A 21,467-nucleotide genomic window follows, 5' to 3' on the forward strand; every position below is an offset into this window, starting at 1 on the left:
TGAAGGTGCTTTTTGCATCCAAGACCTTATTCGTTCAAACGCGACCATAGCCGCGTGCGGAATACCCCGTTTCAATGCATATTAAATCCACGCAAGGCAGCGGGGTTTAAAGAAAGTATATGGCAGGGTAGGCATCAGAACAGGGAGTTCTCGGTTAGTGGTCGATTTCAGTGAATTTATACTTCGCGTCCTTTTTTCTGGGGGGTGTGGGTTAATCGTCGGGCTTGATCGCGAGATCAAAGGAAAGCCTCTAGGGGCGGGTGTCTACGTTTTGGTTGCGATCGGCTCTACCGCCTTAATGGCAGTTACCCTCAATTTTGCTCTGAGCAGCATGGCCGAGGATGAGGCCCTCAGTATTGACCCTACCCGCCTTATTCAGGGTATTGTCGGTGGCATCGGGTTCCTCGGAGCGGGGGCGATCATGTCGCCCAGTGACGACGGGCGACTAAAAGGTGTCCGCAGCGGAGCCGCAATCTGGGCTGTAGGGTCGATTGGCATCGCTTGCGGGCTAGGTTTCCTCAAGGAGGCGGCATTTATCTCTGTGCTCATCTGCGTCGTTCTCAATATTTTCGACTGCCTTCATATCAGAGGCAACAGATAGGAAAATTTTCATGTCCAGCACATCCAGTTGTCTCGTTACCAAGCTGTCGCATTACGTCTCACTTTCCGAGGCCGATTGTGATAGGTTGGCTAAGCTTGAGAGAGCCGAACGCATTTTCGATGCAGGACGGGAAGTGTATCAGGGGGGCGACGAGAACAAGGACCTATACGTGGTCAAACATGGCTGGGCCTTCAGCTTTACCGATCTGCCCGATGGTCGGCGCCAGATTGTCAAGATCCATCATCCCGGCGACGTCATTGGTTTCGCCGACGTCACCCTCAAGCACTCCACGACCACGCTGCGAACTGTCGAAGAGGTGTGCCTGTGTCCATTCCCGAAATCGTCGCTGGACGAGATCCTGCGCGAGTCTCCGAAGCTTTCAGCACTTTTGCTTTCGATAGCACTTCGCGACCAGGTTGTTTTGATTGATGTTCTCCGCGCAATGGGCCGGATGAGTGCGCAGGAACGGGTCAGCTACATGTTGCTGGATCTCATATCCCGTCTCCGGATCACCAATCCGGGCATGACCGACACGATTCGCCTGCCGATGACGCAGAGCCAGATCGCTGATTACCTCGGCCTGACCAATGTCTACATCAGCAAGACCTTCATCCGGATGGAAGAGGATGGCTATATTCACCGCGATCAGCATCGGCTCCAGATCCTTCGGGAAGATGCGATGATAGAACTTACGGATTTCCATGATCGCTATGCCGACATGGATACCTCCTGGTTTCCGCAAGACTGACCGCCGCGGCGGAATTCAATCCAGTTGAAAGCATGGTTTGGCGGTGTCGCGCATCCTTGGCACACCCGCGCCGGCGATGAATCATCCGAAGTGGGAACCGACGAGCAACGACTTTGTTGGACCGTCGGTAGCGTCGAAATCTAACAAGCTACTGATCGAAAAATTTTATTGCTATTTAACTAACGCTTGGGGGCGAATGTGGAACTGCGGGCTGTCTTCATCTGGGGAATACTGATTCTGTCTGCCGTCCTCCCGGCGGTCGGTCTGTTCCTCTGTGCGGTCATCATCGTGGTTCAGATCGGTTTGATGGGCCTTCGGCCATTTGTTTCCTGTCTGCCCGCCCGGCTGGCGACGGGTCGGCAGGACTTCGCCAGCCCGCGTTTTTCAATCCATGTCGCGACCCATGCGGAACCGCCCCGGCTGGTGATCCGCACCCTGCAGGCCCTGCTGGATCAGGATTGGCCGTCGGATGCCTACGAGATCGTCGTGATGGACAACAACACCGCCGATCCCGCGGTGTGGAAGCCGGTGAAGAGGTTTTGCGCCGCGCATCCGGGCCGGATCGCCTTCCTGCACCGGACGGGTGTCAAGGGTGCCAAGGCCGGCGCGCTCAACATCGCGCTGGCGCATACGCGCGACGATGCGACCCATGTGGTCACCGTCGATGCGGATTACGTGGTCGACCGCGATTTCCTGCGCCGCGCGGCGGAGGCGCTGCACCGGACCGCGGCGGATTACGTGCAGTTTCCGCAATCCTATGTCGCTACTACGACCACCGCACCGGGCGTGGATGCCGAGCTTGAGGAATATTTCCGCACCAATGCCGCCGCCGCCGATGAGGCAGAGGCGGTACTGTTGACCGGCACGCTCTGCGTGATTTCGAAGACCGCGCTGGTTTCCGTCGGCGGGTGGTCGGGCGCCACCACGACCGAGGATGCGGACCTGGGCGTGCGGCTTTGCCACGCGGGCTTCGCGGGCCGGTTCATCAACCGGGTCGTGGGCAAGGGGCTGCTGCCGCTGTCGCTGCGCGATCTCGAAAGGCAGCGCTATCGCTGGTGCAGCGGCAACGTCCAGACCCTGCTGCGGCATGGGCGGACGATCCTCACCCCCGCGGGCGAGTTCGAGCTGCACAAGCGGCTGGTGATCCTCACGCAACTGACTGCATGGTTCAGCCTCGCCCTCGTGCCTTTCGCGCTGCTGACGGTCTGGCTGCTGACCGCGCAGGGGCATACGGTCGCCGCCGCGCTGGCTGCGGTGGCCATCCTGCTCGCGCTTTGCGACATCGTTTCACGCGTCGTGGCGCGCGGGTTGCGCGACGGGCAGGCCCTTCCGGTCATCCTCCACGCGCTGGCCTGTCGCATCGCGCTGGCGCCGCAATCGGCTAAGGCGACCTTCGATGCGCTCGCGGGCTGCCGCCTGAAATTCGTGGTCACCGACAAATCGGGCGGCAAGGGCTCCGGTTCCCTGTCCATCTGTCACCTCGTGGTTTTCCTCACCGCGCTTCTGCTGCTGCTCGGCGGGCACCCTGCGGAGCCGCTGATCCGCGCCGCGCTACTGGCGCTCCTGCTGCCGTTGCCCGCCGCGCTGCTGACCGACAGGAGCCTGCGCGCCTATCGTGCCACCATCGCCTCACCTGTGAAGGAGGTTTCCGCATGACATCCGATCCGCTATCCCCCCTGGTCGATATCGTCATCCCGACCTGGAACCGCGCTCATCTAATCGTCGGTGCCATCCGCGCGGCACTCGAACAAAGCTGGTGGAACATCCGCGTCACGGTGATCGACGACGCCAGCACCGACGCGACCGAAGACGCGGTGCGGTGCTTCCTGGCCGATCCGCGTTTCAACTACATCCGGCTGTCGCAGAACCTCGGCACCGCCAATGCCAAGAACGCTGGCCTGCTGCTGACCGCGGGCGATGCGGTCACCTTCCACGATTCCGACGACATCCCGCACCGCGACAAGGTTCTGCACCAGGTGCGCGTGTTGACCGCGCAGGATATCGGTGCCGACGACTGCCTGAACTGGCAACTGGCGGGCAAGGAAGCGGGGCAGCGGCTGGAGGTCAGCGCCGCGCTCACCCACCACGAACTGATCCTGCCGGACGGGCGGCGCGTCGAGATCCGGCGCGACCTGTCCCTGCTCGATGACGTGTTCCCGAACCTTCAGATGGGCGCGCAGGTGCCGGGGGAGTGGACGCACATCAACTCCGGCCTGTTCCGCGCGGATGTGTTCCGCCGTCTCGGCGGGTTCGAGGATTGCATCGAGGAGGACCGCGAGTTCCGCAACCGGCTGATCCTGAACGGCGAGATCGTCTGGATCGTGCCGGAACTGTTGCTGACCAAGATCGAGACGCCCGACAGCCTGACGCAATCGACGGTCTCGGATTACGACAGCGCCCGGCGCAGGGCGGACCGGCAGAAGGTCTGGGCCAAGGTCGAGGTGTGGCGGGAGAACGGCAGGGTGGCCCCGGTGCCGGTGGATATCCCGACCCTCGGCGTCAGCCATGTCAGCCGGCCCGACTTGCTGGCGCGGCGGGACATGCCGGTCACGCCCGCCACGTCGGCCAGTGTCGCGCAAATCCTCGCCACCTTTCCTGCTACACGGATGGCCGCGCAATGAAGGCCTTTCGCCAAGAGACAGCGCGCGCGCCCGTGGGAATCGTCGATCCGTGCTCTGCCGCGGGTTACGACCTGCCCGACCTCGGGACCGGCGGTCTTGGCGGCACCGAAGCGACGGTGCTGCGGGTGGCCGCTGCACTCGGCTCCCGGTTCGAGATCACGCAGTATCAGCAGGGTCGCAGCAACAGGCACCTGTCCGAGGCAGGGAAGTTGCGGCCCCTGCAAGACCTCGATGACGCGCAAAACCAAGCCGCCCTGATCGTCATCAACCGGTGGAAGGTGGCGATCAAGCTGCGCAAGCGGCATCCAGCCACGCCGATCTTTCTTTGGCTGCACGTCTATCCCGGCCGTCATAACCGCAAGATGGCCGCGGCGCTGAAGGCTGCCGGAATCACGGTGATCTGCGTGTCCGAAACGCACGCCCGTGCGCTTGCGGGGTTTCTCGGGGCGGAGGATGTGCCGCCCATTCGGGTGATCTACGATCCGCTCGATGACGATCTGCACCCCGACGCCACGCCCCGCGATCCCGACCTGCTGCTCTTTGCCAGTTCGCCCCACAAGGGGTTGGCCGAGGTGTTCGAACAATTCGCCGCCCTGCGCCGTGACCTTCCGAACCTGACCCTTGCCGTGGCCGATCCGGGCTATCTGCGCTGGGATACCGGGCCGGTGCCCGAGGGCGTGGTTTTTCTGGGATCCCTGTCCCATGGGGCGCTCATCCGGCAGATGCGCCGTGCGCTCTGCCTGTTCTATCCCCAGACGACATTTGCCGAGACCTTCGGCCTGGTGCTGGCCGAGGCCAATGCGGTCGGCACGCCGGTGCTGGTGCATGATGGGCTGGGCGCCAATGCGGAAATCGTGGCGGATGCCACGCAGCGCGTGGATGGCCATGACCCGGCGCAGATCCTTGGGCGCATTCAGGCGTGGCGGCGTGCGCCGCCGCAGGTCACCGCCAATCCCGCCTTCCGGCTGGGCCGGGTCACCGGGGACTGGGTGCAGCTGCTGGAACACGCCGCTGCAAGGCATCCTGAGATGGAGATGGTAAAGAGCACATGACAGCTTCCAGACCCCTTGCCGAGTTGCCGCCTTCGACCACCGCCGGGCCGGTGCCGTCCGATGTCGCGGAGGCCCTGCGGGCCGCCGCCGCAGAAGAGGAACGCGGCGCGCGCCCGATCGGCCGCTCCATCGATCTGCTGCGACAGGCGGACCTTCTGACCGATGACGGCGCGACCGATCCCGCCCGCACCGCCCGGGTGCTGATGCAGGTGGGCGCTGCGAACCTCGGCATCGGGAGGCTGTTCGAAGGGCATGTCAACGCGCTGCACCTGGTCCGCCTTTATGGAACGAAGGTGCAAGAGGCGCAGGTCGATCGCCAGATCGCCGAGGGTGCCCTGCTGGGCGTCTGGGGGGCCGATGGCGCGGCGCCGGTGACGCTGGATGCCACGGGGCAGCATTTGCAGGGCGGCAAGTGCTATGCCTCGGGGCTGGGCACCGTGACCCATGCGCTGGTCACTGTGGATTCCGGTCCCGAGGTGCGGCTGGCGCTGGTCGATGTGACGGACGCCGCCCCCGCGGACCCGTCCGCATGGGACATGCAGGGGATGCGGGCGACTGCCTCGGGCAGCTTTGATTTCACCGGCCTGCCGGTCGACAGGATCGAATGGATCGGCGACCCCGGCGATTACCTGAAGGAGCCGCATTTCGTCGGCGGTGTTTGGCGGATCGCGGCCTTGCAGGCCGGCGCCACCGTCGGCCTGCTGGACGTGGCCGCGACAGAGCTTCGCGCCGCAGGCCGCATGGGGGCAGAGGCCCAGAAGGGCCGCCTGATGGATGTGCTGATGCGGACATGGGCCGGCATGGCCCTGACCGAGCGCACCGCCGAAGCCGCTGCCGATCGCCACATCGCGCCGGACGACATCGTTACCACCTCTATCGCGGCCCGGCTCTTTACCGAGGAGGTCGGGCTCGATGCCATCCGGGCCGTCGAGCAGAGCATCGGCCTGCGGCATTTCGAGGCCGGTTCCGAGACCGGACGCATGGCCCGCGATCTGGCGGTCTATCTGCGGCAGGCCGCGCGGGATGCGTTCCTGCAACGCGCGGCGCAGACGGCTCTCGGGGAAGACGGGCGCATCTGGGGAGTGTTCGGATGAATGTCGCGCACCGCCCTTTATTGCCGGACGTGTTCGAGGGTCGCGAAAGCCTCGTCGTCTTGGCCCCGCATCCCGACGATGAATCCCTCGGCTGCGGCGCACTTCTGGCGCGGGGTTTTGCAGGCGCCGGCGCGCATGTCATCTGCCTGACGGATGGCAGTGCGAGCCACCCCGGATCTTGCCAATGGACGCCCCGGCGGCTGGCCCGCCAGCGACGTGCGGAGATGGTAGCGGCCATCGAATGTCTCGGCGGTTCCGCGCGCGATCTGACCTGGCTGGGCATGGCCGACAGCCGTCTCTATCAGGCCGATGCGACAGAGGTTGCCGCCAGGCTGGAACAGATCATCGAAGGTCATGGCGCGCGCCATGTCTTCGTGCCCGCCGCCGAGGATCACCACGAAGACCACCAGGCGACGGCGCGGTTCGCCGGCGCGTTGCGCCGCCGCCGCCCGGAGTGGGCGTTCTACAGCTATCCCGTCTGGTGCCGCTGGGACGATCCCGATTTCCGCCAGACCGCCACCCGTCACGCCCCGGTGTGCGTGCCCCCGGAGGACCTGCGCGACAGGAAACGCGCGGCAATCCAATCGCATCGAAGCCAACTGGGCAGGGTCGTCACCGATGATCCATCGGGCTTCATTCTTCCGGTAGGGTTCATCGAGAAATTCGTGACCGAAGACGAGATCTTCTGGAGGATGCCGTGATGGGGGTGGGCCGCGATCACCTGCACGCGCTTTATGCCGACACCTCGGACCCTTGGGATTTCGAGCACAGCGGTTACGAACAGGCCAAGTTCGCCGCGACGCGGGCGGCGCTGACGCGGCCCCGCTACGCCTCGGCCTTCGAGCTGGGCTGCGGCAACGGGCAGCTTGCACAGCATCTGGTGGACATCTGTGACCGCTATACCGGCATAGATGCGGTGGCCATCGCGATCGAGGCAGCGCGCCGTGCCGTGCCGGATTCCACCTTCATCCACGACTTTTACCCTTGTCCGCTGCCAAGGGGCGATTTCGACCTGCTGATCCTGTCCGAAATCCTCTATTTCCTCGATGATAGCAGCTTGCGCACACTGGCATTGGATATCGCTAGCGCCTGGCCGAAGGCGGAGGTGCTCTGCGTGAGTTGGCTTGGCGAAACCGACCATGATTTGCAGGGCGAAGAGGCGCTGGCGATCTTCACGGCGGCGCTGGACACCCATGAGTTCGATTGCGTGGCGCAGACCGACGGGTATCGCATCGACCGCGGACTGGCGAAGGGCACGACATGACCCGCCCCGCCGCAAAAGACACCGCCATCGTCATCCCGGCCCGCAACGAGGAAGCCCGGATCGGTGCCTGTCTCACCGCCCTGGCCGGACAAGGCAACGCGGTGGTGATCCTGGTGCTCAACAACACCACCGACCGCACCGGCAGCGGGGCCCACGACATCGCCGCGCGGCATGACCTGGACCTGACGGTGCTGGAACGGACACTGCCTTCACGGGAGGGTGTCGGCACCGCCCGGCGGATCGGATGCGATCACGCCCTGCAGACCATGCCCGCGCTGCGCTACCTTTTGACCACCGACGCCGATTGCATCGTCGCCCCGGATTGGATCGCGCAGAACCTTGCCCACCTGAAGACGGCGGACGCTGTCTGCGGCAAGGTCGATCTGATCGCGGGCGAGGCAGATATCCTCGATGGCATGGACCCTCACCTCGCCGAACTGGAAGGCACCTATAGGGCCCTGGTGCAGGACATCTACGCCCGCCACGCGCCCGGATGTGCGGATATCGGCGACACCCACGGCGAAGCGGCGGGGGCGAGCCTCGGGTTCACACGCGCGGCCTATCTGGCAGGAGGCGGGTTCGCGCCCGTTCGTTGCGGCGAAGACCGCCGGATCGTCCGCGCGCTCCGCGCGGCGGGTTGCCGGGTCCGTCACGCCGACGATGTGACGGTGCAGGCCTCGTGCCGCCTGATCGGACGCGCGGCGGGGGGCATGTCCGTCGCGCTGAAGGCGCGGATCGGGGGCCTGGATTATCTGATCGACGATTGCCTGCCGCCGGCGGACTGGCTGGTCACGCAGGCCAGCGGCAAGACGCTGGGCCCCTGGCCGCCGCAGGTGCCCGCCCGCTTCCGCCTGCATGTGCGGGATCTCCCGCGGCATATTGAAATACTGGAGACGTTCAGGAATTCGGAGCGGCTGATATCCGCCTCGATAGCTTCGGCAGCAACGAGGCCATGTTCCCACCTTGACACGCTGCTGCCGGGCAAGGGGTCAGCAAATGTCCCCGCTGGCCCCGGCATGCGGGCCTGTCCGGTCCCTGTGGATCGTCTGCCCGCACCCACTCAAACCGATGCGTCGGCACTGCCGACCGTGAAAGGAGCATAAGATGGCAACGTTGAAAGACCTTTATATCGATGAACTACAGGATCTCTGGTCCGCAAACGACCAGATGTCGAAGGTGGTGTCGGCGATGGCCGACAAGGCATCCGACAGCAAGCTGGCCGACCGGTTGAGTTCCGCCAAGGAAGGGATCGACCAGCATACCCGCCTTCTGAAATCCGTGCTCGAGGACACCGGTGCCGATGTGAAGAAAGAGCATTGCAAGGGTATGGAAGGGCTCGTGAAGGAGGCCAGGAAGCACGCGCTCGACAGTGACATGAGCGGTGCCGCGCTCGACGTGGCGATCATCGCGCAATACCAGCGCATGTGCCATTACGGCATCGCCGGGTTCGGCACGGCCAAGGCATTCGCCGAGGCACTCGGCAATGATGAGGCGGCGCGCAAGCTCGACGAAGCGTTGGACAACATCTACGGGTCCGACGATTTCATGACCGAGCTGGCAGAACGCTCGCGGAACGTGGATGCGATGGCCTGACGGATCTTGAAGTCCATTCCTTTCACCAAGCGGTTTCCTGCCCGCGCTATCTGACGGCCGGAACCACGCCGTACCTGAAAGGTTGGGGGGTGGGCAAAACCTGGTGGTCGACGTGGTAGGGTAAGGTTTCGGAACAAGGCGGGACCCACCATGGACGTAAGCATTTTTGTCGAGACGACGCTTTAAGATGGAGAAACCAAAAGGCGCAATATCGCTCGACTTAACCGTGCGCCGGACGAGTTTTGTTCCGAGAATTTGGGCCTTCTCCTCGACGACGCAAAAACCTTGTTGGGGCGGTTGCAGGAAGCGATTGTGCAAGATCAGGTCGGTGAAGCAATAGAGGCTCGTAGGAAATGCGATGGCTGTGCCGAACAACGCGCGATCCATGATGATCGAGGCCGAATTCTCGACACTCTTTTCGGGCGAATACAGTTGAAGTGGCCAAGGCTTCAGACAATGGACATCACGTCTTCGGTAACGACTTCCAGCGACCAACCGTCCCCACCTTCGAGTTTGTAGATATCCACCTTGAAGGGCACGCCATCCTCGACAACGTGCTGGGAGGCGCTGGAGATGACAAGGTTGGGTTCGCGTTCCATGTGAATACCTCCTGGTTCTTCCTTGGAAGATAGAAGCACCGAAGACGGAAGCCAATGTCCGCAATGCGGGCTGCGAGCGCAGAATGCATTCACAAGCTCGCGCGACCGCTTAGGGCCGCTGATGTCGGGCAAAGGCCCTGCCCAAAGCTACATCCGGTGCTCTTCCAATCCGAGCTCGGCCCACATCCAGCTGAAATCGTATTCGGTAATCGGACCCTCATCATGCCTGGCGCTATGGTTTTCCAGCAGCTTCAACCAATCGATCACCTTCTCGCGCCCCGCTGCCGTGTGGACGGCCTGCCGCGGTGATTTGCTTCCAAGCGCCGGGATTGGCGCGTCCAGCGTTTCGCGGTAATGCTTGTCCATGTGATCCCGCATCAGTTGGCGCGCGATGTCTGGTGGAATTTCCTCGACCTCCTCACTCGGCCTGTCGCGCTGTTGGTCGGCCCGCATCTGATCAACCGTCCGGATCGTGGTCAAATGCGATCTTAACAGGTCCCCGGCGGCGTCGCGGATCAACTTCCGGACCTTGTCCGCCCGCTCGGTCGAGTTGACGGTCACGAGCAGCGCCTTGCCCTTCAGTTCCATGGAGCCCAGAACGGTGACCCCCTCCATCTGCGTGTCCAGCATGATGCCATAGCCAGCCTTGCCGCCGCGCCCCTTCCGCTCCGCCAGCCAGCTCCAGAGCTTCGGTCCCTGCGGCAGGAAACCCTTCACCCGGTCCAGCCGCTCTGCCACCGCCCTTTGCGTGACGCCGCTGGCAAACAGGTACCGCAGGTCGTGGAACAACACATCATCTCCGTCCGAATTCGTGAACTGCGGTTGCGCCGGGGTGAGGGCGCGATCGATCTCGATAAATAGCCATGCGGTGGTAAAGATGGGTGCGCAGGTCAGAAGCTGATCGCGGGTGAGCCGCAGTGCATCTCGCTTCTTCAGCTTCAGAGCATCGCGCAGCCCCGAAAACAGGAAATCCACTGTCTCGGCCCGAAAGGGCAACAACGCCCCGGAGATAACGTGGTGCTCTCGCTCGGGCACCACGCGCACGGCAATCCGGTCCCATTGCTTCAGTGTGCGTGTAGCGGATATCTCCTTCACTGTGACCGGGGCAGCATCCGACAACAGATCGCGTAGCGTCATCGACGTGCCGGGCTGGACATTACTGACTTCATACAAGCTGACCGGCGCATCCCGCAGCGCCGCAAAATAGGCCCGGTTCAGCGCCGTCTCCTTCCAGCCGCGCCGCTTCAGGTAGAGATCGACGATGTTTCCGTCCTCATAGCGCTGGCCAAGGAAGTCCTCGAACCCGCACCCCCAAAGCACGCCCGTCCACTGCTCGCCCAGGAGGTCGGCCAGGCCTTCCTGGTCGAGCTCGAATTCTTCCAGCGCGGGTATCAGGTGTTCCGCGACCACATCCTGCAGCCGTTCCCGCCAGTCGCCTTCCCTGCCAATGAAGGCCAAAAGACCCGATATGTCATTGCGTTCGGCCATCGCCTCTCACCCGTGTTCCCACAACAACATCTTGCTATTCACCACGGTAAGCAAGATGCCGGTTAAAGCTGCTCAGCCGCCTGTGCCGCTGTTCCGACGTGGGTAGGCATATAAGAAAATGCCGCGTCACAGCGCGAAACGAGTGCCCTTTTCTGACATCGCCTGTAGGGCGGGCTTCAGCCCGCCCTACGGCAAAAATGCAGACCGCAGCTTCGTCCTGCTTAGCTGCCTTCCATACGATCGCGAAGGGCCGCTGCGAGATTGCGGGAGGTGTGAAAGACGGCCAGAATTGTGACTGCCTCGACGTTGACCTCGTAGACAATGAGATAGGGTGACCCTGCCACATTCATTTCCCGCGTCCCGGAAAAGCGCCCCGGACGGCCGAGTGCGGGAAACTCCGGAAGCTTCGCGGCTGTTCGGGCAATCTGCCTGTACACATTCTCGGCCGCAGCCGGGTTTTCCCGCGCGATATAATCCACGATGGCTTCAAGGTCTCGCCCGGCCGGCTCGGCAATGAGAAGTGTCTTCAAGCCTGCCAGCCATGCTTGGTGGCAATGGCGCCAAAGACGTCGTCGGCAGAACTGACGTTACCCTCGCGCGCTGCGGCCACCCCGGCCGCGATCCGTTCCATTTGCCAAGCGTTGGCTTCGAGAAACTGATCGATCGCCTGATTGACCACATAGTTGCGAGAACGATCCATCGCGGCGGCCAAGGCATCGATCTCCGAGACCCTGGCTGTGCGGACGGTCATGGGTTCTGTTTCGGCGCGCTGCGGCATGGTGTGCTCCAATGTAATCGTATGTAATCATACGCCTTGCCAATGTAGATTTCCAGTCATGCGCTGATCAGGGTCGGAAACGCTTGCTGCGGAGCGGATGTTCTCTGTATGTTCCGGACATGCCAGCGGGTCATCCATCTGCCAACAAGTTCCGAAACCGCACCTTGCGGCACATCGAGCATTCGGGGCGGCTGGCGCTCGTGACCTGCACCGGCTGCGGGCGTGCCTGCCGTTATTGGGCTCATGATCTCATCAAGGTTCTTGGCCCGGATCATGATCTGCTAGTGCCGCCATTCATTTGCTCGAAATGCCGCCGCCGCGAATGGATGGATATTCACTGGATTGTGCCGTCTGCGACCGAGTTACAGGACGGCTTGACGGTCCGCCGTCCCGTCAAGCAGGTTGTTCGCTGGATCTGGCGCGACGAAAAGGCGTGAGAAATTGTGCAATTTATACTCCAACACCACCGCCCAGGAGGCCATGCGCAAACTGTTCAGCGGGCTGGCTGATCGGGCCGGCAATCTTCAGCCCGGCCAGGTCTATCCCGACCAGCTGGGCGCGATAGTTCGGCATAACGAGGATGGCCTGGAATTGGTCAAAGCTCGCTGGGGAATGCCCTCACCTAAATTTGCCCTAAAGACCGAGCGAGATCCAGGCGTGACAAATGTGCGCAACCTGTCCAGCCCACATTGGCGGCGGTGGTTGGGCAAAGAGTGCCGTTGTCTGGTGCCGGTGACGGCCTTCGCAGAGCCGCTCGGCAAGGGAAAAGGCAATCAGTGGTTTGCGCCCGCAGATGCTGGCGCGCAGATGTTTTTCGCGGGCATCGAGACGCGGGGCTGGAAATCGGTTCGCAAGGTGAGGGATGGCGAAACGACCGACGACCTCTATGCCTTCCTGACCTGCGGGCCGAACGCCGAAGTGAAGGCGGTGCATCCAAAGGCTATGCCCGTGATTTTGATGGAGCCTGATGCATGGTCGGCCTGGCTCAATGGCACTGACGCGAAAGAATTGCAGCGTCCGCTGCCCGATGGCGCGTTGAAACTCATCGATGACGCCCAGTAAGGGCACTGTCTAAAGTCAGGCGAATGTCGACTTTGTCGGTCCTCGTCGCCCTGCTCCGTCCATCTCGGCCCTGGCGGGAGGCGCCCGCATGACGCGATCACCGGCATTACCGCTGAGATCATGGCCCAACGGTCGATCCCAGGCGGGTTGTCCAGCCTGGGACGGCAGCGCCGCACGGGCCGAAGCAGGCTGCAAGCGAGACGCCAGGGATCGAGCGCAGCAGCCTGTGGGCAACCTGACCAGTCAGGCGGCTTCAACTGGACCGAAGAAGATCCTTTGAGGCCCGCCTCGGCGGGCCATGTCCTGCGGGGGGATTCGGACAGAGCCGAACGCCCCCGCTTTCCCGGGCCGCACGTTCCGTGCGTCCGTCAGGGAACCGCCGGTTCCCCCACGCAAGGCCGTCGGCTTGACGGGGCGAAGGGGTTTCCCCGGCCTTCCTCCGCCTCGCGTCGTCGTGCAGGCCGGGTGATCCCCCTCCCCTTCGCCCCTACCGACAACCTTGCGCGGGTCCCCCTCCTGCCCGAAGGTATTCCTATCCGCCGTCGCCCTCGCAGCAACCGTCATGTTCTGGCTATGAAACGAGAACGAGTCCTGACCCTAGTCAATCACGCGCTTGACCGGCACAAGAAGCTTCATGGCTGCATCTCCTCAGAAGAACGCCTGCAGGCCGGTCTGGGCGCGGCCGAGGATTAGGGCGTGGACGTCGTGGGTGCCTTCGTAGGTATTGACGGTTTCCAAGTTCACCATATGGCGCATCACCGGGTATTCGTCCGAGATGCCGTTGCCGCCGTGCATGTCGCGGGCCACGCGGGCGATCTCCAGCGCCTTGCCGCAGTTGTTGCGCTTGATCAGGGAGATCATCTCGGGCTGCATCTTCCCGGCCTCGAACAGCCGCCCCACGCGCAGGGCGGCGTTCAGCCCCAGCGTGATCTCGGTCATCATGTTGGCGAGCTTCAGCTGGTGGAGCTGCGTCTGCGCGAGCGGTTTGCCGAACTGCTTGCGGTCCAGCCCATACTGGCGTGCGGCGTGCCAGCAGGCCTCGGCCGCGCCCATCGCGCCCCAGGCGATGCCGTAGCGCGCCCGGTTGAGGCAGCCGAAGGGACCGCCCAGGCCCTCGGCGTTCGGCAAAAGCGCGTCCTCGCCCACCTCGACCTCGTCCATGACGATCTCGCCGGTGACGCTCGCCCTCAAGGACAGCTTGCCCTCGATCTTCGGCGCCGAGAGGCCCTTCATGCCTTTTTCCAGCACGAAGCCACGGATCTTGCCGCCATGCGCGTCGGACTTGGCCCAGACGACGAAGACATCCGCGATGGGGCTGTTGGTGATCCACATCTTGGACCCGTTCAGCCGGTAGCCGCCGGGGGTCTTTTTCGCGGTGGTCTTCATGCCGCCGGGGTCCGAGCCCGCATCCGGCTCGGTCAGGCCGAAGCAGCCCACCCATTCGCCCGAACAGAGCTTCGGCAGGTACTTGCGCCGCTGCTCCTCGGACCCATAGGCGTTGATCGGGTGCATGACCAGGGACGCCTGCACCGACATCATGGATCGGTAGCCCGAATCCACCCGTTCGACCTCGCGCGCGACAAGGCCGTAGCTCACATAGCCCGCACCGGTGCCCCCGAACTCCTCGGGGATGGTGACGCCCAGCAGGCCCAGTTCTCCCATCTCGGTGAAGATGGCACGGTCGGTCTGCTCGGTCCGGAAGGCCTCGCGCACGCGGGGAGCGAGGTGGCCTTGGGCATAGCTCCGCGCGGTGTCGCGGATCATGCGCTCTTCCTCGGTCAGTTCGTCTTCCAGCAGGAAGGGGTCTTCCCAGCGGAAGCTGCCGATGCGGTCCATCTTCATGGTGGTTTCTCCTATCTCCATCAGGCGAGTTCAATAAGCATTACGGTGGTCATGCCAGGCCTATCTTGGGGTCGCGAGGCACCGGCCTTCTTACATGTTGGGATAGTTCGGCCCGTCGCCGCCCTGCGGCGTGGTCCAGACGATGTTCTGCGACGGGTCCTTGATGTCGCAGGTCTTGCAGTGGACGCAGTTCTGGAAGTTGATCACGAAGCGCGCACCTTCGGGCACCGACTTGTCCTCGACCACCTCGTAGACGCCGGCCGGGCAATAGCGCTGCGCCGGCTCGGCGTATTCCGGCAGGTTCACCCGGATCGGGACCGTGGGGTCCTTCAGCTTCAGGTGGCAGGGTTGGCTTTCCTCGTGGTTGGTGAAGGAAAAGGCCACGTTGGTCAGCCGGTCGAACGACAGCTTGCCGTCGGGCTTCGGGTAGTCGATCGGGCGATAGTTCTTCGCGGGCCGGGTCGCGGCGGCGTCGGTCTTGCCGTGCTTCCAGGTGCGCAGGATGTTGCGGTTGAAGAGGCTGGCGACCCACATGTCCATGCCGCCCAGCATCAGGCTGCCCACCATGCCGGTGCGCGACCAGGCGGGCTTGACGTTGCGGACGCGCTTGAGGTCATGGGCGATGAGGCCCGTGCGGACATCCTGTTCGTACTCGACCAGCTCGTCGCCCTCGCGTCCCGCGGAGATGGCCGCCGCGGCCGCGTTCGCCGCCGCGATCCCCGACAGCATGGCGTTGTGGTTGCCCTTGATGCGGGGAACGTTGACCATTCCCGCCGAGCAGCCCAGCAGCAGCGCGCCCGGCACCGTGATCTTCGGCAGCGACTGCCAGCCGCCTTCGGAAATCGCGCGGGCGCCATAGGCCACGCGCTTGCCGCCTTCCAGCAGCTCCGCGATGGCCGGGTGGTGCTTGAAGCGCTGGAACTCGGCGTAGGGGTAGAGATACGGGTTCTCGTAGTTCAGGTGGACCACGAAGCCGATGAAGACCTGGTTGTTCTCGGCGTGGTAGATGAAGGACCCGCCGCCCGCGTTCTTGCCCAGCGGCCAGCCCATGGTGTGGACGACCGTGCCCGGCTTGTGCTTGGCCGGGTCGATCTCCCAGATCTCCTTCATGCCGATGCCGAACTTCTGCGGCTCGTGTCCGGCGGACAGGTCGTATGTCTCGATCAGCTGCTTGGCTAAAGACCCGCGTACGCCCTCGGCGATCATGACGTATTTGCCGCGCAGTTCCATGCCCGGCTCATAGGACGGGCCAGGGGTGCCGTCGGGGTTCTTGCCCATCTCGCCCGCGACGACGCCGGCCACGCGGTCGCCGTCCATCACCAGCTCGGAGGCCGCCATGCCGGGGAAGATTTCCACGCCCAGTCCTTCGGCCTGCTCGGCCAGCCAGCGGCAGACGTTGCCCATGCTGACGATGTAGTTGCCGTGGTTCGACATCAGCCGCGGCATCGGCCAGTTCGGGATGCGCGCCGAGCCCGCCGGCCCCAGCACCACGAAGCTGTCCGAGGTGACGGCCGTCTTCACCGGCGCGCCCTTGTCCTTCCAGTCGGGGATCAGGGCATTCAGGCCCACCGGGTCCAGCACCGCGCCCGACAGGATATGGGCCCCGACCTCGGAGCCCTTTTCCAGCACCACCACGTTCAGGTCCGGGTCGATCTGCTTCAGGCGGATCGCCGCCGACAGGCCCGCAGGCCCCGCCCCGACGATCACCACGTCGAATTCCATCGATTCGCGTTCGATCGTGCTCATCCTTCCTCCTTGGTGTCGAGCGCATCGCGGAACGTCTCGATCAGCTTCTGCTTGAGGATCTTGCCGTTGGGCGAGGTCGGCAACGCCGTTGTCACGATGATGCGCGAGGGCCGCTTGTAGGGCGAGAGACGCTCGGCCACGTGCTCGCGCAGGTCGGCTTCGCTGACCACGGCGGGATCGTCGGCCTGGCAGAAGGCCAAGACCTCCTCGTTGCCGCCCTCGACCTTGCGGCCGATCACGGCGGTCTGGACCACGCGGGGGTGGTCGTTCAGCGCGGCCTCGACCTCGGGGGGATAGACGTTGAAGCCGCCCCGGATGATCAGCTCGCGCGAGCGGCCGGCGATGTGCAAATTGCCGTCGCTGTCGATGCGGCCCAGATCGCCGGTGCACAGAAAGCCCTCGGCATCGAAGGCCGCGGCGGTGGCCTCGGGGTTGCGGAAATAGCCGGGCATGACATGCGGGCCGCGGGTCTGGATCTCGCCCACGCCATCGGCGCCGACATTGCGCAGGCGCAGATCCACGCCGGGCAGGGCCGGGCCAACGCTGACATCGGGCACGCCGGGCGGGTTGGTGGTCAGGGTGACGCCTGCGGTCGTTTCGGTCAGGCCATAGCCGTTCTGCAGCGCCACGCCGTAGAACGCTTCGGCCCGCCGCTTCCAGTCGGGGTCCAGCGGCGCCGCGCCCGAAGAGACATAGCGCAGCCGCCCCGGCGGCAGGCGGCCCCTGCCGCTTTTGCTGACCTCGTCCATGATCAGCGCGTGCATCTGCGGGACCGCAGGAAGGACGCTGACGCCGGATTGCAGGGCCTCGACCACGGCCGGGGCCGAGAAGCGCGGGAACAGCCACAGCTCGGCACCGGCGACGGTGCTGGCGATCATCATCGAGGTCAGGCCGAAGACATGCGTCATCGGCAGCACGCCCAGGATCAGGTCGTCCGAGGCGATCTCTCGCATCCGGGCCGAGGTCTGGCCGCCAAACAGCAGGTTGGCGTGGCTGAGCATGACGCCCTTGGGCGTCCCGGTCGAGCCGGTGGTGTAAAGGATCACCGCTGTCTGCGCGGCGCCTTCGGCTACCGGCTCGGGCGTGGCGGATGGGTGCGGGCCGGCGATCGACAGCTTGCCAAGCGGCGTGTCCCACCCGGCCGCGCCCGCGATCTCGGCATGGGTGCCGGCCTGCGGCGAGACATGGTTCAGATAGACGGTCAGGCGCGGGTCGGCATGTTCCGCGATGCGGTGCAGCTCGTGTTCGGTCATGCGGGCGTTGACCGGTACGGCCACAGCATCAAGGCGCGACGTTGCCATCAGCAGCCCGACCAGCGCCGCACAGTTTTCGGCCAGGATCAGCAGCCGGTCGCCGGGGCGCAGGTCGCGCGCCTGCAGTTCCGTGGCCAGCACCTCCACGGCGTCGGCCAGTTCGGCATAGCTATAGGTGCTGCCGCCGTCATCGCGCAGCGCGGGCGCGTCCGGGCGGGTGCAGCGCTGGATGTCGAGCAGGTCGTGAACGCGGGTCAGGGTCATGGGCGGGGTTCCTTCTTGTCGGCGCCAGAGCTGCCGCGGCCGAAATCGGGCGTCGTGCGGTTCAGGCGGGCGGTCAGGCCGGCGGCGGCCTCGGGGGCGGCCAGCGCATCGGCCATGGCCTCGGCCTCGCGGTCCAGTTGAGAGTCAAAATCTCCCTCGCGGGCGGCGGTGAGAAGCTTTTTGATCGCGCCCTGGGCGGTGGCCGGGCCCTGCGCCATGCGCGCGGCCAAGGCGGCGGCATGGGCCAACGCCTGCCCCGGCGCGACGAGGTCGGTCACCACGCCCATGGCCGCAAAGCTCGCGGCGGGGACGGGATCGCCGGTCAGGCACATGCGGGCGGCAAAGCCCGCCGGCACCCTGCGCGCCAGCGAGGCGGTCAGCCCGCCATCGGGCACCAGCCCGACGCGGACATAGGCGGCGGCAAAGCTGGCATCCTCGGCCGCGACCAGCAGGTCGCAGGCCAGCGCAATCGACAGCCCCGCCCCGGCCGCCCCGCCTTCGACGGCGGCGATGACCGGGCGCGGGCAGGCGCGGATGGCGCGGATGGTGGCGTGCAGATCCTCGATCCGGGCGCGGCGTTCATCCCGGGGCATGGCCGCGCGGGTGGCCAGCGCGTTCAGGTCGCCGCCGGCGCAGAAATAACCCTCGGCCCCGGTCAGCACCACGGCGCCCAGTCGATCCTGCGCCGCGGCCTGCGCCAGCGCCTCGCGCAGGCGGGCATACATGGCGGGGGCCAGCGCATTGCGGCAGCCGGGGTTCGACAGCGTCACCCGCAGGTAATCGCCGCAATCCTCGATCAGGGCGTCGGCCTGCGGGGCGGTCATGGGCTGTCCTTCGGGCGGCTTTGGGCGGCGGCGGGGACGCGCTTGAAGATCCCGCTGGCGGTGGCGATCAGGGTGCCGTCGTCATGGACCAGCTCGGCCGAGACGAACAGTAGGCTGCGCCCGCCCCCGACCACGCGGCCGGTCGCGGTGACGCCGCCATGCCGCGCCGGGCCGACGAAGTCGATGTTCAGCGAGACGGTCAGGAAGGGCTGGCGGCCGCTGTCATCGACGGTCAGGCTGGCGGTGGCGCCCGCCGCGCTGTCCAGCAGCATCCCCGCGATTCCGCCATGCAGCACGCCGTGGCGGTTGGTGTGGCGCTCGTCCAGGACCAGCCGGCAGCGGGCGCGGCGGTCCGGCTGGCCCACGTCGAGCACATAGCCGACCATACGCTGCGCGCCGGTCTCGCCCTGAATGATGCCGCCGTCGCTCATGCCGCGCTGGCCGCGATGAAGCGTTCGAGGTGATGGTCGCTGTCGCCGAACCGCGCATCGGCGGCCAGCAGGCGGCGGGCGAGGGGGGCCAGCTCGTATTCCTCGGTCATGCCGATGCCGCCATGTAGCTGGATGGTTTCCTCGGCCACATACAGCGCGACCCGGCCCAGCAGCGATTTCGTCGCCGCCACATGACGGTCGCGGTCGGCGGTGTCGATGTTCCCGGCCAGGTTCCACACCGCCGAACGCGCCTGCTCGACCTCGGTCAGCAGGTCGGCCATGCGGTGCTGGAGCGCCTGGAACGAGCCGATCGGCCGGCCGAACTGCTTGCGGGTCTTGAGGTAGTCGGTGGTCAACTCGACCGCCTTTTCCATCGCCCCCAGCGCGTCGGCGCAGACCGCAAGGATCGCCGCCGCCAGCGGCCGGTCCAGCAGCGCGGCGTCGCCGATGCGGCGGGCGGGGGTGCCCTTCAGCGTGACCTCGGTCGCGCGGCCGCCATCCATCAGGGCATAGCCGCGCAGGCCCAGCCCCTCGGCCCCGGCCTCGACCAGCCACAGCCCGTCGGTCGCCTTGACGATCAGATGGGTCGCATCCTCGGCCCCCGGCACCAGCGATTTCTCGCCGGTCAGCCGCTCGCCCTCGGCGAGGGTCGACACGTTGCCGTCATAGCGCTGGCCGGGTTCGTCAAGCGCCACCGCGATGCGGGCCTCGCCGCTGGCGGCGGCCTCGGCCAGATCGGCCTCGCCCGCGGCGGACAGGATGCCCGCGCCCAGCACCACGCTGTCGAGCAGCGGTGTGACGGCGGCGGCGCGGCCAAGGGTGCGGAACACCATCAGGATGTCCGGCCCGGTGCCGCCAAAGCCGCCCGCCTCTTCGGTCATCAGGGCAAGGCCCGCGCCCAGTTCGGACAGGGCGGCGGCGTCCCCGCCCCGCTCCAGCGTGCGGGCGAGGCTTTCGCCCAGCATGGTCTGTTCGTCGGTGAACCCGAAATCCATGACGCGTTTCTCCCCTTAAAGGCCCAGCAGGGATTTCGCGATGATCCCCCGCTGGATTTCGTTCGAGCCGCCATAGATCGACAGCTTGCGGTTGTTCAGATAGGCGCGGGTCGCGGCTGCCGCCTCGGGCGGGCCGGGGGGCAGGTGGTCATTCGCGCCCTCGACCGCCTCGGACGGAAAGGCCAGCGCCCAGGGGCCGACCGCGCGGCGGGTCAGGTCGTTGATCGCCTGCCGGATCTGGGTTCCCTTCAGCTTCAGCATCGAGCTTTCCGCCCCCGGCACCTGCCCGGCCGCCGCCTGCGCCAGCATCCGCAGGTTGGTGGTCGCCATGGCCATCAGGTCGATTTCGATCTCGGCCAGACGCGCGGCAAATAGCGGGTTCTCGATCAGCGGCTTGCCATGGGCCTGCTGCGCCCGCGCGATGCGCTTCAGCGCCGCGAGGCCCGCCGTGGCGAAGCCCACGCCGGCGATGTTCGTGCGTTCATGCGTCAGCAGATATTTGGCATAGGTCCAGCCCTTGTTTTCCTCGCCCACAAGGTTTTCCGCCGGCACCCGGACGTCGTCGAAAAACACCTCGTTCACCTCGGGCGTGCCGTCCAGCAGCACGATGGGGCGCACGGTGATGCCGGGGCTGGTCATGTCGATCAGCAGAAAGCTGATCCCCTCTTGCGCCTTGGCGGTGGGATCGGTCCGCACGAGGCAGAAGATCCAGTTCGCGTGCTGGCCCAGCGTGGTCCATGTCTTCTGGCCGTTGACGATATAGTCGTCGCCGTCGCGCACCGCCGTCGTCTTGACCGAGGCGAGGTCCGATCCCGCGCCGGGTTCGGAATAGCCCTGACACCACCAGTCCTGCCCGTTCAGGATGCGCGGCAGAAAGCGGTCCTGCTGTTCCTTGCTGCCGAATTTCTGCAGCACCGGCCCCAGCATGGCGATGCCGAAGGGCAGGACGCGGGGGGCGCTGGCCAGCGCGCTTTCCTCGTCAAAGATGTGGCGCTGGATCGCGGTCCAGCCGGCGCCGCCGAATTCGCGCGGCCAGTTCCCGGCCAGCCAGCCCTTTTCGTTCAGGACCGCGTGCCATTCCTCGATCTCGGCCTTGGTCAGTTCCTGCTGCAGCCGGACCTTTTCCGACAGCCGCTTGGGCAAGCGGTCCTGAAGGAACTGGCGGACCTCGGCGCGAAAGGCCTGGTCGTCGGGCGAAAAGCTCATGTCCAT

The 21,467-nt window shown here is 65.2% G+C and carries 23 protein-coding genes and 1 pseudogene; 13 read left to right on the forward strand and 11 right to left on the reverse strand.

All coding sequences use genetic code 11. From position 1 onward, the window contains the following. Positions 1 to 157 precede the first annotated feature (157 nt). The 11 genes and pseudogenes from PAF18_RS16050 to PAF18_RS16100 all read left to right on the forward strand — a co-directional run. Positions 158 to 601 (forward strand): MgtC/SapB family protein, encoded by a 444-nt coding sequence (locus PAF18_RS16050; RefSeq protein WP_176805137.1) that lies wholly within the window; start codon positions 158 to 160, stop codon positions 599 to 601. A gap of 10 nt (positions 602 to 611) precedes the next feature. Continuing rightward, entirely contained in the window at positions 612 to 1,349 is a 738-nt protein-coding gene (locus PAF18_RS16055) for a Crp/Fnr family transcriptional regulator (RefSeq protein ID WP_090525177.1), read from the forward strand. A gap of 186 nt (positions 1,350 to 1,535) precedes the next feature. Beyond that, positions 1,536 to 3,005, forward strand: a complete 1,470-nt coding sequence (locus tag PAF18_RS16060) for a glycosyltransferase family 2 protein (protein ID WP_090525175.1) — start codon at positions 1,536 to 1,538, stop codon at positions 3,003 to 3,005. Continuing rightward, positions 3,002 to 3,970 (forward strand): glycosyltransferase family 2 protein, encoded by a 969-nt coding sequence (locus PAF18_RS16065; protein ID WP_090525173.1) that lies wholly within the window; start codon positions 3,002 to 3,004, stop codon positions 3,968 to 3,970. The genes PAF18_RS16060 and PAF18_RS16065 overlap by 4 nt, the downstream gene beginning before the upstream one ends. Before the next feature lie 32 nt (positions 3,971 to 4,002). Further along, positions 4,003 to 5,022 carry a glycosyltransferase gene (locus tag PAF18_RS16070; RefSeq protein WP_271118178.1) on the forward strand — a complete coding sequence of 340 codons (1,020 nt, stop codon included), beginning with the start codon at positions 4,003 to 4,005 and terminating at the stop codon, positions 5,020 to 5,022. Next, complete coding sequence (locus tag PAF18_RS16075; protein WP_143025692.1) at positions 5,019 to 6,116, forward strand: acyl-CoA dehydrogenase family protein; 1,098 nt, start codon at positions 5,019 to 5,021, stop codon at positions 6,114 to 6,116. Before PAF18_RS16070 ends, PAF18_RS16075 begins: the two co-directional genes overlap by 4 nt. Before the next feature lie 29 nt (positions 6,117 to 6,145). After that, positions 6,146 to 6,817 (forward strand): PIG-L deacetylase family protein, encoded by a 672-nt coding sequence (locus tag PAF18_RS16080; protein ID WP_271118179.1) that lies wholly within the window; start codon positions 6,146 to 6,148, stop codon positions 6,815 to 6,817. Then, the gene (locus PAF18_RS16085; RefSeq protein ID WP_090525166.1) at positions 6,817 to 7,380 is read left to right on the forward strand and encodes an SAM-dependent methyltransferase; all 564 of its coding nucleotides are present in this window, start codon (positions 6,817 to 6,819) and stop codon (positions 7,378 to 7,380) included. The genes PAF18_RS16080 and PAF18_RS16085 overlap by 1 nt, the downstream gene beginning before the upstream one ends. Then, positions 7,377 to 8,483 (forward strand): glycosyltransferase family 2 protein, encoded by a 1,107-nt coding sequence (locus PAF18_RS16090; protein ID WP_090525164.1) that lies wholly within the window; start codon positions 7,377 to 7,379, stop codon positions 8,481 to 8,483. The genes PAF18_RS16085 and PAF18_RS16090 overlap by 4 nt, the downstream gene beginning before the upstream one ends. 1 nt (position 8,484) lies before the next feature. Further along, positions 8,485 to 8,973, forward strand: a complete 489-nt coding sequence (locus PAF18_RS16095) for a YciE/YciF ferroxidase family protein (protein ID WP_090525163.1) — start codon at positions 8,485 to 8,487, stop codon at positions 8,971 to 8,973. A gap of 210 nt (positions 8,974 to 9,183) precedes the next feature. Further along, positions 9,184 to 9,489: pseudogene (locus PAF18_RS16100) on the forward strand (ISKra4 family transposase); the annotation flags it as partial. Here the strand turns inward: PAF18_RS16100 and PAF18_RS16105 are convergent. The 4 genes from PAF18_RS16105 to PAF18_RS16120 form a co-directional block, all read right to left on the reverse strand. After that, positions 9,423 to 9,572 (reverse strand): hypothetical protein, encoded by a 150-nt coding sequence (locus tag PAF18_RS16105; protein WP_176805125.1) that lies wholly within the window; start codon positions 9,570 to 9,572, stop codon positions 9,423 to 9,425. The pseudogene PAF18_RS16100 and the gene PAF18_RS16105 overlap by 67 nt on opposite strands. A 147-nt stretch (positions 9,573 to 9,719) precedes the next feature. Then, a complete protein-coding gene (locus tag PAF18_RS16110; RefSeq protein WP_271118180.1) occupies positions 9,720 to 11,060 on the reverse strand; it encodes a DUF7986 domain-containing protein in 1,341 nt (446 codons plus the stop codon). 221 nt (positions 11,061 to 11,281) lie between these two features. Next, entirely contained in the window at positions 11,282 to 11,590 is a 309-nt protein-coding gene (locus PAF18_RS16115) for a type II toxin-antitoxin system RelE/ParE family toxin (protein ID WP_101754684.1), read from the reverse strand. Next, positions 11,587 to 11,838, reverse strand: coding sequence for a CopG family ribbon-helix-helix protein (locus PAF18_RS16120; protein WP_232816719.1), 252 nt, complete (start codon positions 11,836 to 11,838; stop codon positions 11,587 to 11,589). Before PAF18_RS16120 ends, PAF18_RS16115 begins: the two co-directional genes overlap by 4 nt. 164 nt (positions 11,839 to 12,002) lie before the next feature. Here PAF18_RS16120 and PAF18_RS16125 point away from each other — a divergent pair, with 164 nt between their 5' ends. Further along, entirely contained in the window at positions 12,003 to 12,275 is a 273-nt protein-coding gene (locus PAF18_RS16125) for a hypothetical protein (protein WP_271114193.1), read from the forward strand. 4 nt (positions 12,276 to 12,279) lie between these two features. Then, positions 12,280 to 12,900: an SOS response-associated peptidase gene (locus tag PAF18_RS16130; RefSeq protein WP_101754687.1), complete on the forward strand. Its 621-nt coding sequence runs from the start codon at positions 12,280 to 12,282 to the stop codon at positions 12,898 to 12,900. A gap of 648 nt (positions 12,901 to 13,548) precedes the next feature. Here PAF18_RS16130 and PAF18_RS16135 read toward each other — a convergent pair. The 7 genes from PAF18_RS16135 to PAF18_RS16165 form a co-directional block, all read right to left on the reverse strand. Beyond that, positions 13,549 to 14,742 (reverse strand): acyl-CoA dehydrogenase, encoded by a 1,194-nt coding sequence (locus PAF18_RS16135; RefSeq protein WP_252734076.1) that lies wholly within the window; start codon positions 14,740 to 14,742, stop codon positions 13,549 to 13,551. Between the two features lie 90 nt (positions 14,743 to 14,832). Next, entirely contained in the window at positions 14,833 to 16,488 is a 1,656-nt protein-coding gene (locus tag PAF18_RS16140) for an electron transfer flavoprotein-ubiquinone oxidoreductase (protein WP_271118181.1), read from the reverse strand. Further along, positions 16,485 to 18,005 (reverse strand): class I adenylate-forming enzyme family protein, encoded by a 1,521-nt coding sequence (locus tag PAF18_RS16145; RefSeq protein ID WP_271114194.1) that lies wholly within the window; start codon positions 18,003 to 18,005, stop codon positions 16,485 to 16,487. The genes PAF18_RS16140 and PAF18_RS16145 overlap by 4 nt, the downstream gene beginning before the upstream one ends. Further along, positions 18,002 to 18,829: an oxepin-CoA hydrolase, alternative type gene (locus PAF18_RS16150; protein WP_271114195.1), complete on the reverse strand. Its 828-nt coding sequence runs from the start codon at positions 18,827 to 18,829 to the stop codon at positions 18,002 to 18,004. Before PAF18_RS16150 ends, PAF18_RS16145 begins: the two co-directional genes overlap by 4 nt. Next, the gene (locus PAF18_RS16155) at positions 18,826 to 19,260 is read right to left on the reverse strand and encodes a PaaI family thioesterase (protein ID WP_101754691.1); all 435 of its coding nucleotides are present in this window, start codon (positions 19,258 to 19,260) and stop codon (positions 18,826 to 18,828) included. The genes PAF18_RS16150 and PAF18_RS16155 overlap by 4 nt, the downstream gene beginning before the upstream one ends. Beyond that, positions 19,257 to 20,255 (reverse strand): acyl-CoA dehydrogenase family protein, encoded by a 999-nt coding sequence (locus PAF18_RS16160; RefSeq protein ID WP_101754692.1) that lies wholly within the window; start codon positions 20,253 to 20,255, stop codon positions 19,257 to 19,259. Before PAF18_RS16160 ends, PAF18_RS16155 begins: the two co-directional genes overlap by 4 nt. Positions 20,256 to 20,270: 15 nt before the next feature. Continuing rightward, complete coding sequence (locus tag PAF18_RS16165) at positions 20,271 to 21,467, reverse strand: acyl-CoA dehydrogenase family protein (protein WP_271071068.1); 1,197 nt, start codon at positions 21,465 to 21,467, stop codon at positions 20,271 to 20,273.

Origin of the sequence: Paracoccus sediminicola (assembly GCF_027912835.1) — a bacterium.
Taxonomy (GTDB): domain Bacteria; phylum Pseudomonadota; class Alphaproteobacteria; order Rhodobacterales; family Rhodobacteraceae; genus Paracoccus; species Paracoccus sediminicola.

Excerpts from the sequence above, each read along its gene's own strand:
- PAF18_RS16160 (WP_101754692.1), bottom strand. The coding sequence starts at position 20,255 with ATGGATTTCGGGTTCACCGACGAACAGACCATGCTGGGCGAAAGCCTC.
- PAF18_RS16120 (WP_232816719.1), bottom strand. The coding sequence starts at position 11,838 with ATGCCGCAGCGCGCCGAAACAGAACCCATGACCGTCCGCACAGCCAGG.
- PAF18_RS16110 (WP_271118180.1), bottom strand. The coding sequence starts at position 11,060 with ATGGCCGAACGCAATGACATATCGGGTCTTTTGGCCTTCATTGGCAGG.
- PAF18_RS16150 (WP_271114195.1), bottom strand. The coding sequence starts at position 18,829 with ATGACCGCCCCGCAGGCCGACGCCCTGATCGAGGATTGCGGCGATTAC.
- PAF18_RS16075 (WP_143025692.1), top strand. The coding sequence starts at position 5,019 with ATGACAGCTTCCAGACCCCTTGCCGAGTTGCCGCCTTCGACCACCGCC.
- PAF18_RS16085 (WP_090525166.1), top strand. The coding sequence starts at position 6,817 with ATGGGGGTGGGCCGCGATCACCTGCACGCGCTTTATGCCGACACCTCG.
- PAF18_RS16055 (WP_090525177.1), top strand. The coding sequence starts at position 612 with ATGTCCAGCACATCCAGTTGTCTCGTTACCAAGCTGTCGCATTACGTC.
- PAF18_RS16105 (WP_176805125.1), bottom strand. The coding sequence starts at position 9,572 with ATGGAACGCGAACCCAACCTTGTCATCTCCAGCGCCTCCCAGCACGTT.
- PAF18_RS16165 (WP_271071068.1), bottom strand. The coding sequence starts at position 21,467 with ATGGACATGAGCTTTTCGCCCGACGACCAGGCCTTTCGCGCCGAGGTC.
- PAF18_RS16065 (WP_090525173.1), top strand. The coding sequence starts at position 3,002 with ATGACATCCGATCCGCTATCCCCCCTGGTCGATATCGTCATCCCGACC.
- PAF18_RS16090 (WP_090525164.1), top strand. The coding sequence starts at position 7,377 with ATGACCCGCCCCGCCGCAAAAGACACCGCCATCGTCATCCCGGCCCGC.
- PAF18_RS16135 (WP_252734076.1), bottom strand. The coding sequence starts at position 14,742 with ATGAAGATGGACCGCATCGGCAGCTTCCGCTGGGAAGACCCCTTCCTG.
- PAF18_RS16095 (WP_090525163.1), top strand. The coding sequence starts at position 8,485 with ATGGCAACGTTGAAAGACCTTTATATCGATGAACTACAGGATCTCTGG.
- PAF18_RS16140 (WP_271118181.1), bottom strand. The coding sequence starts at position 16,488 with ATGAGCACGATCGAACGCGAATCGATGGAATTCGACGTGGTGATCGTC.
- PAF18_RS16155 (WP_101754691.1), bottom strand. The coding sequence starts at position 19,260 with ATGAGCGACGGCGGCATCATTCAGGGCGAGACCGGCGCGCAGCGTATG.
- PAF18_RS16145 (WP_271114194.1), bottom strand. The coding sequence starts at position 18,005 with ATGACCCTGACCCGCGTTCACGACCTGCTCGACATCCAGCGCTGCACC.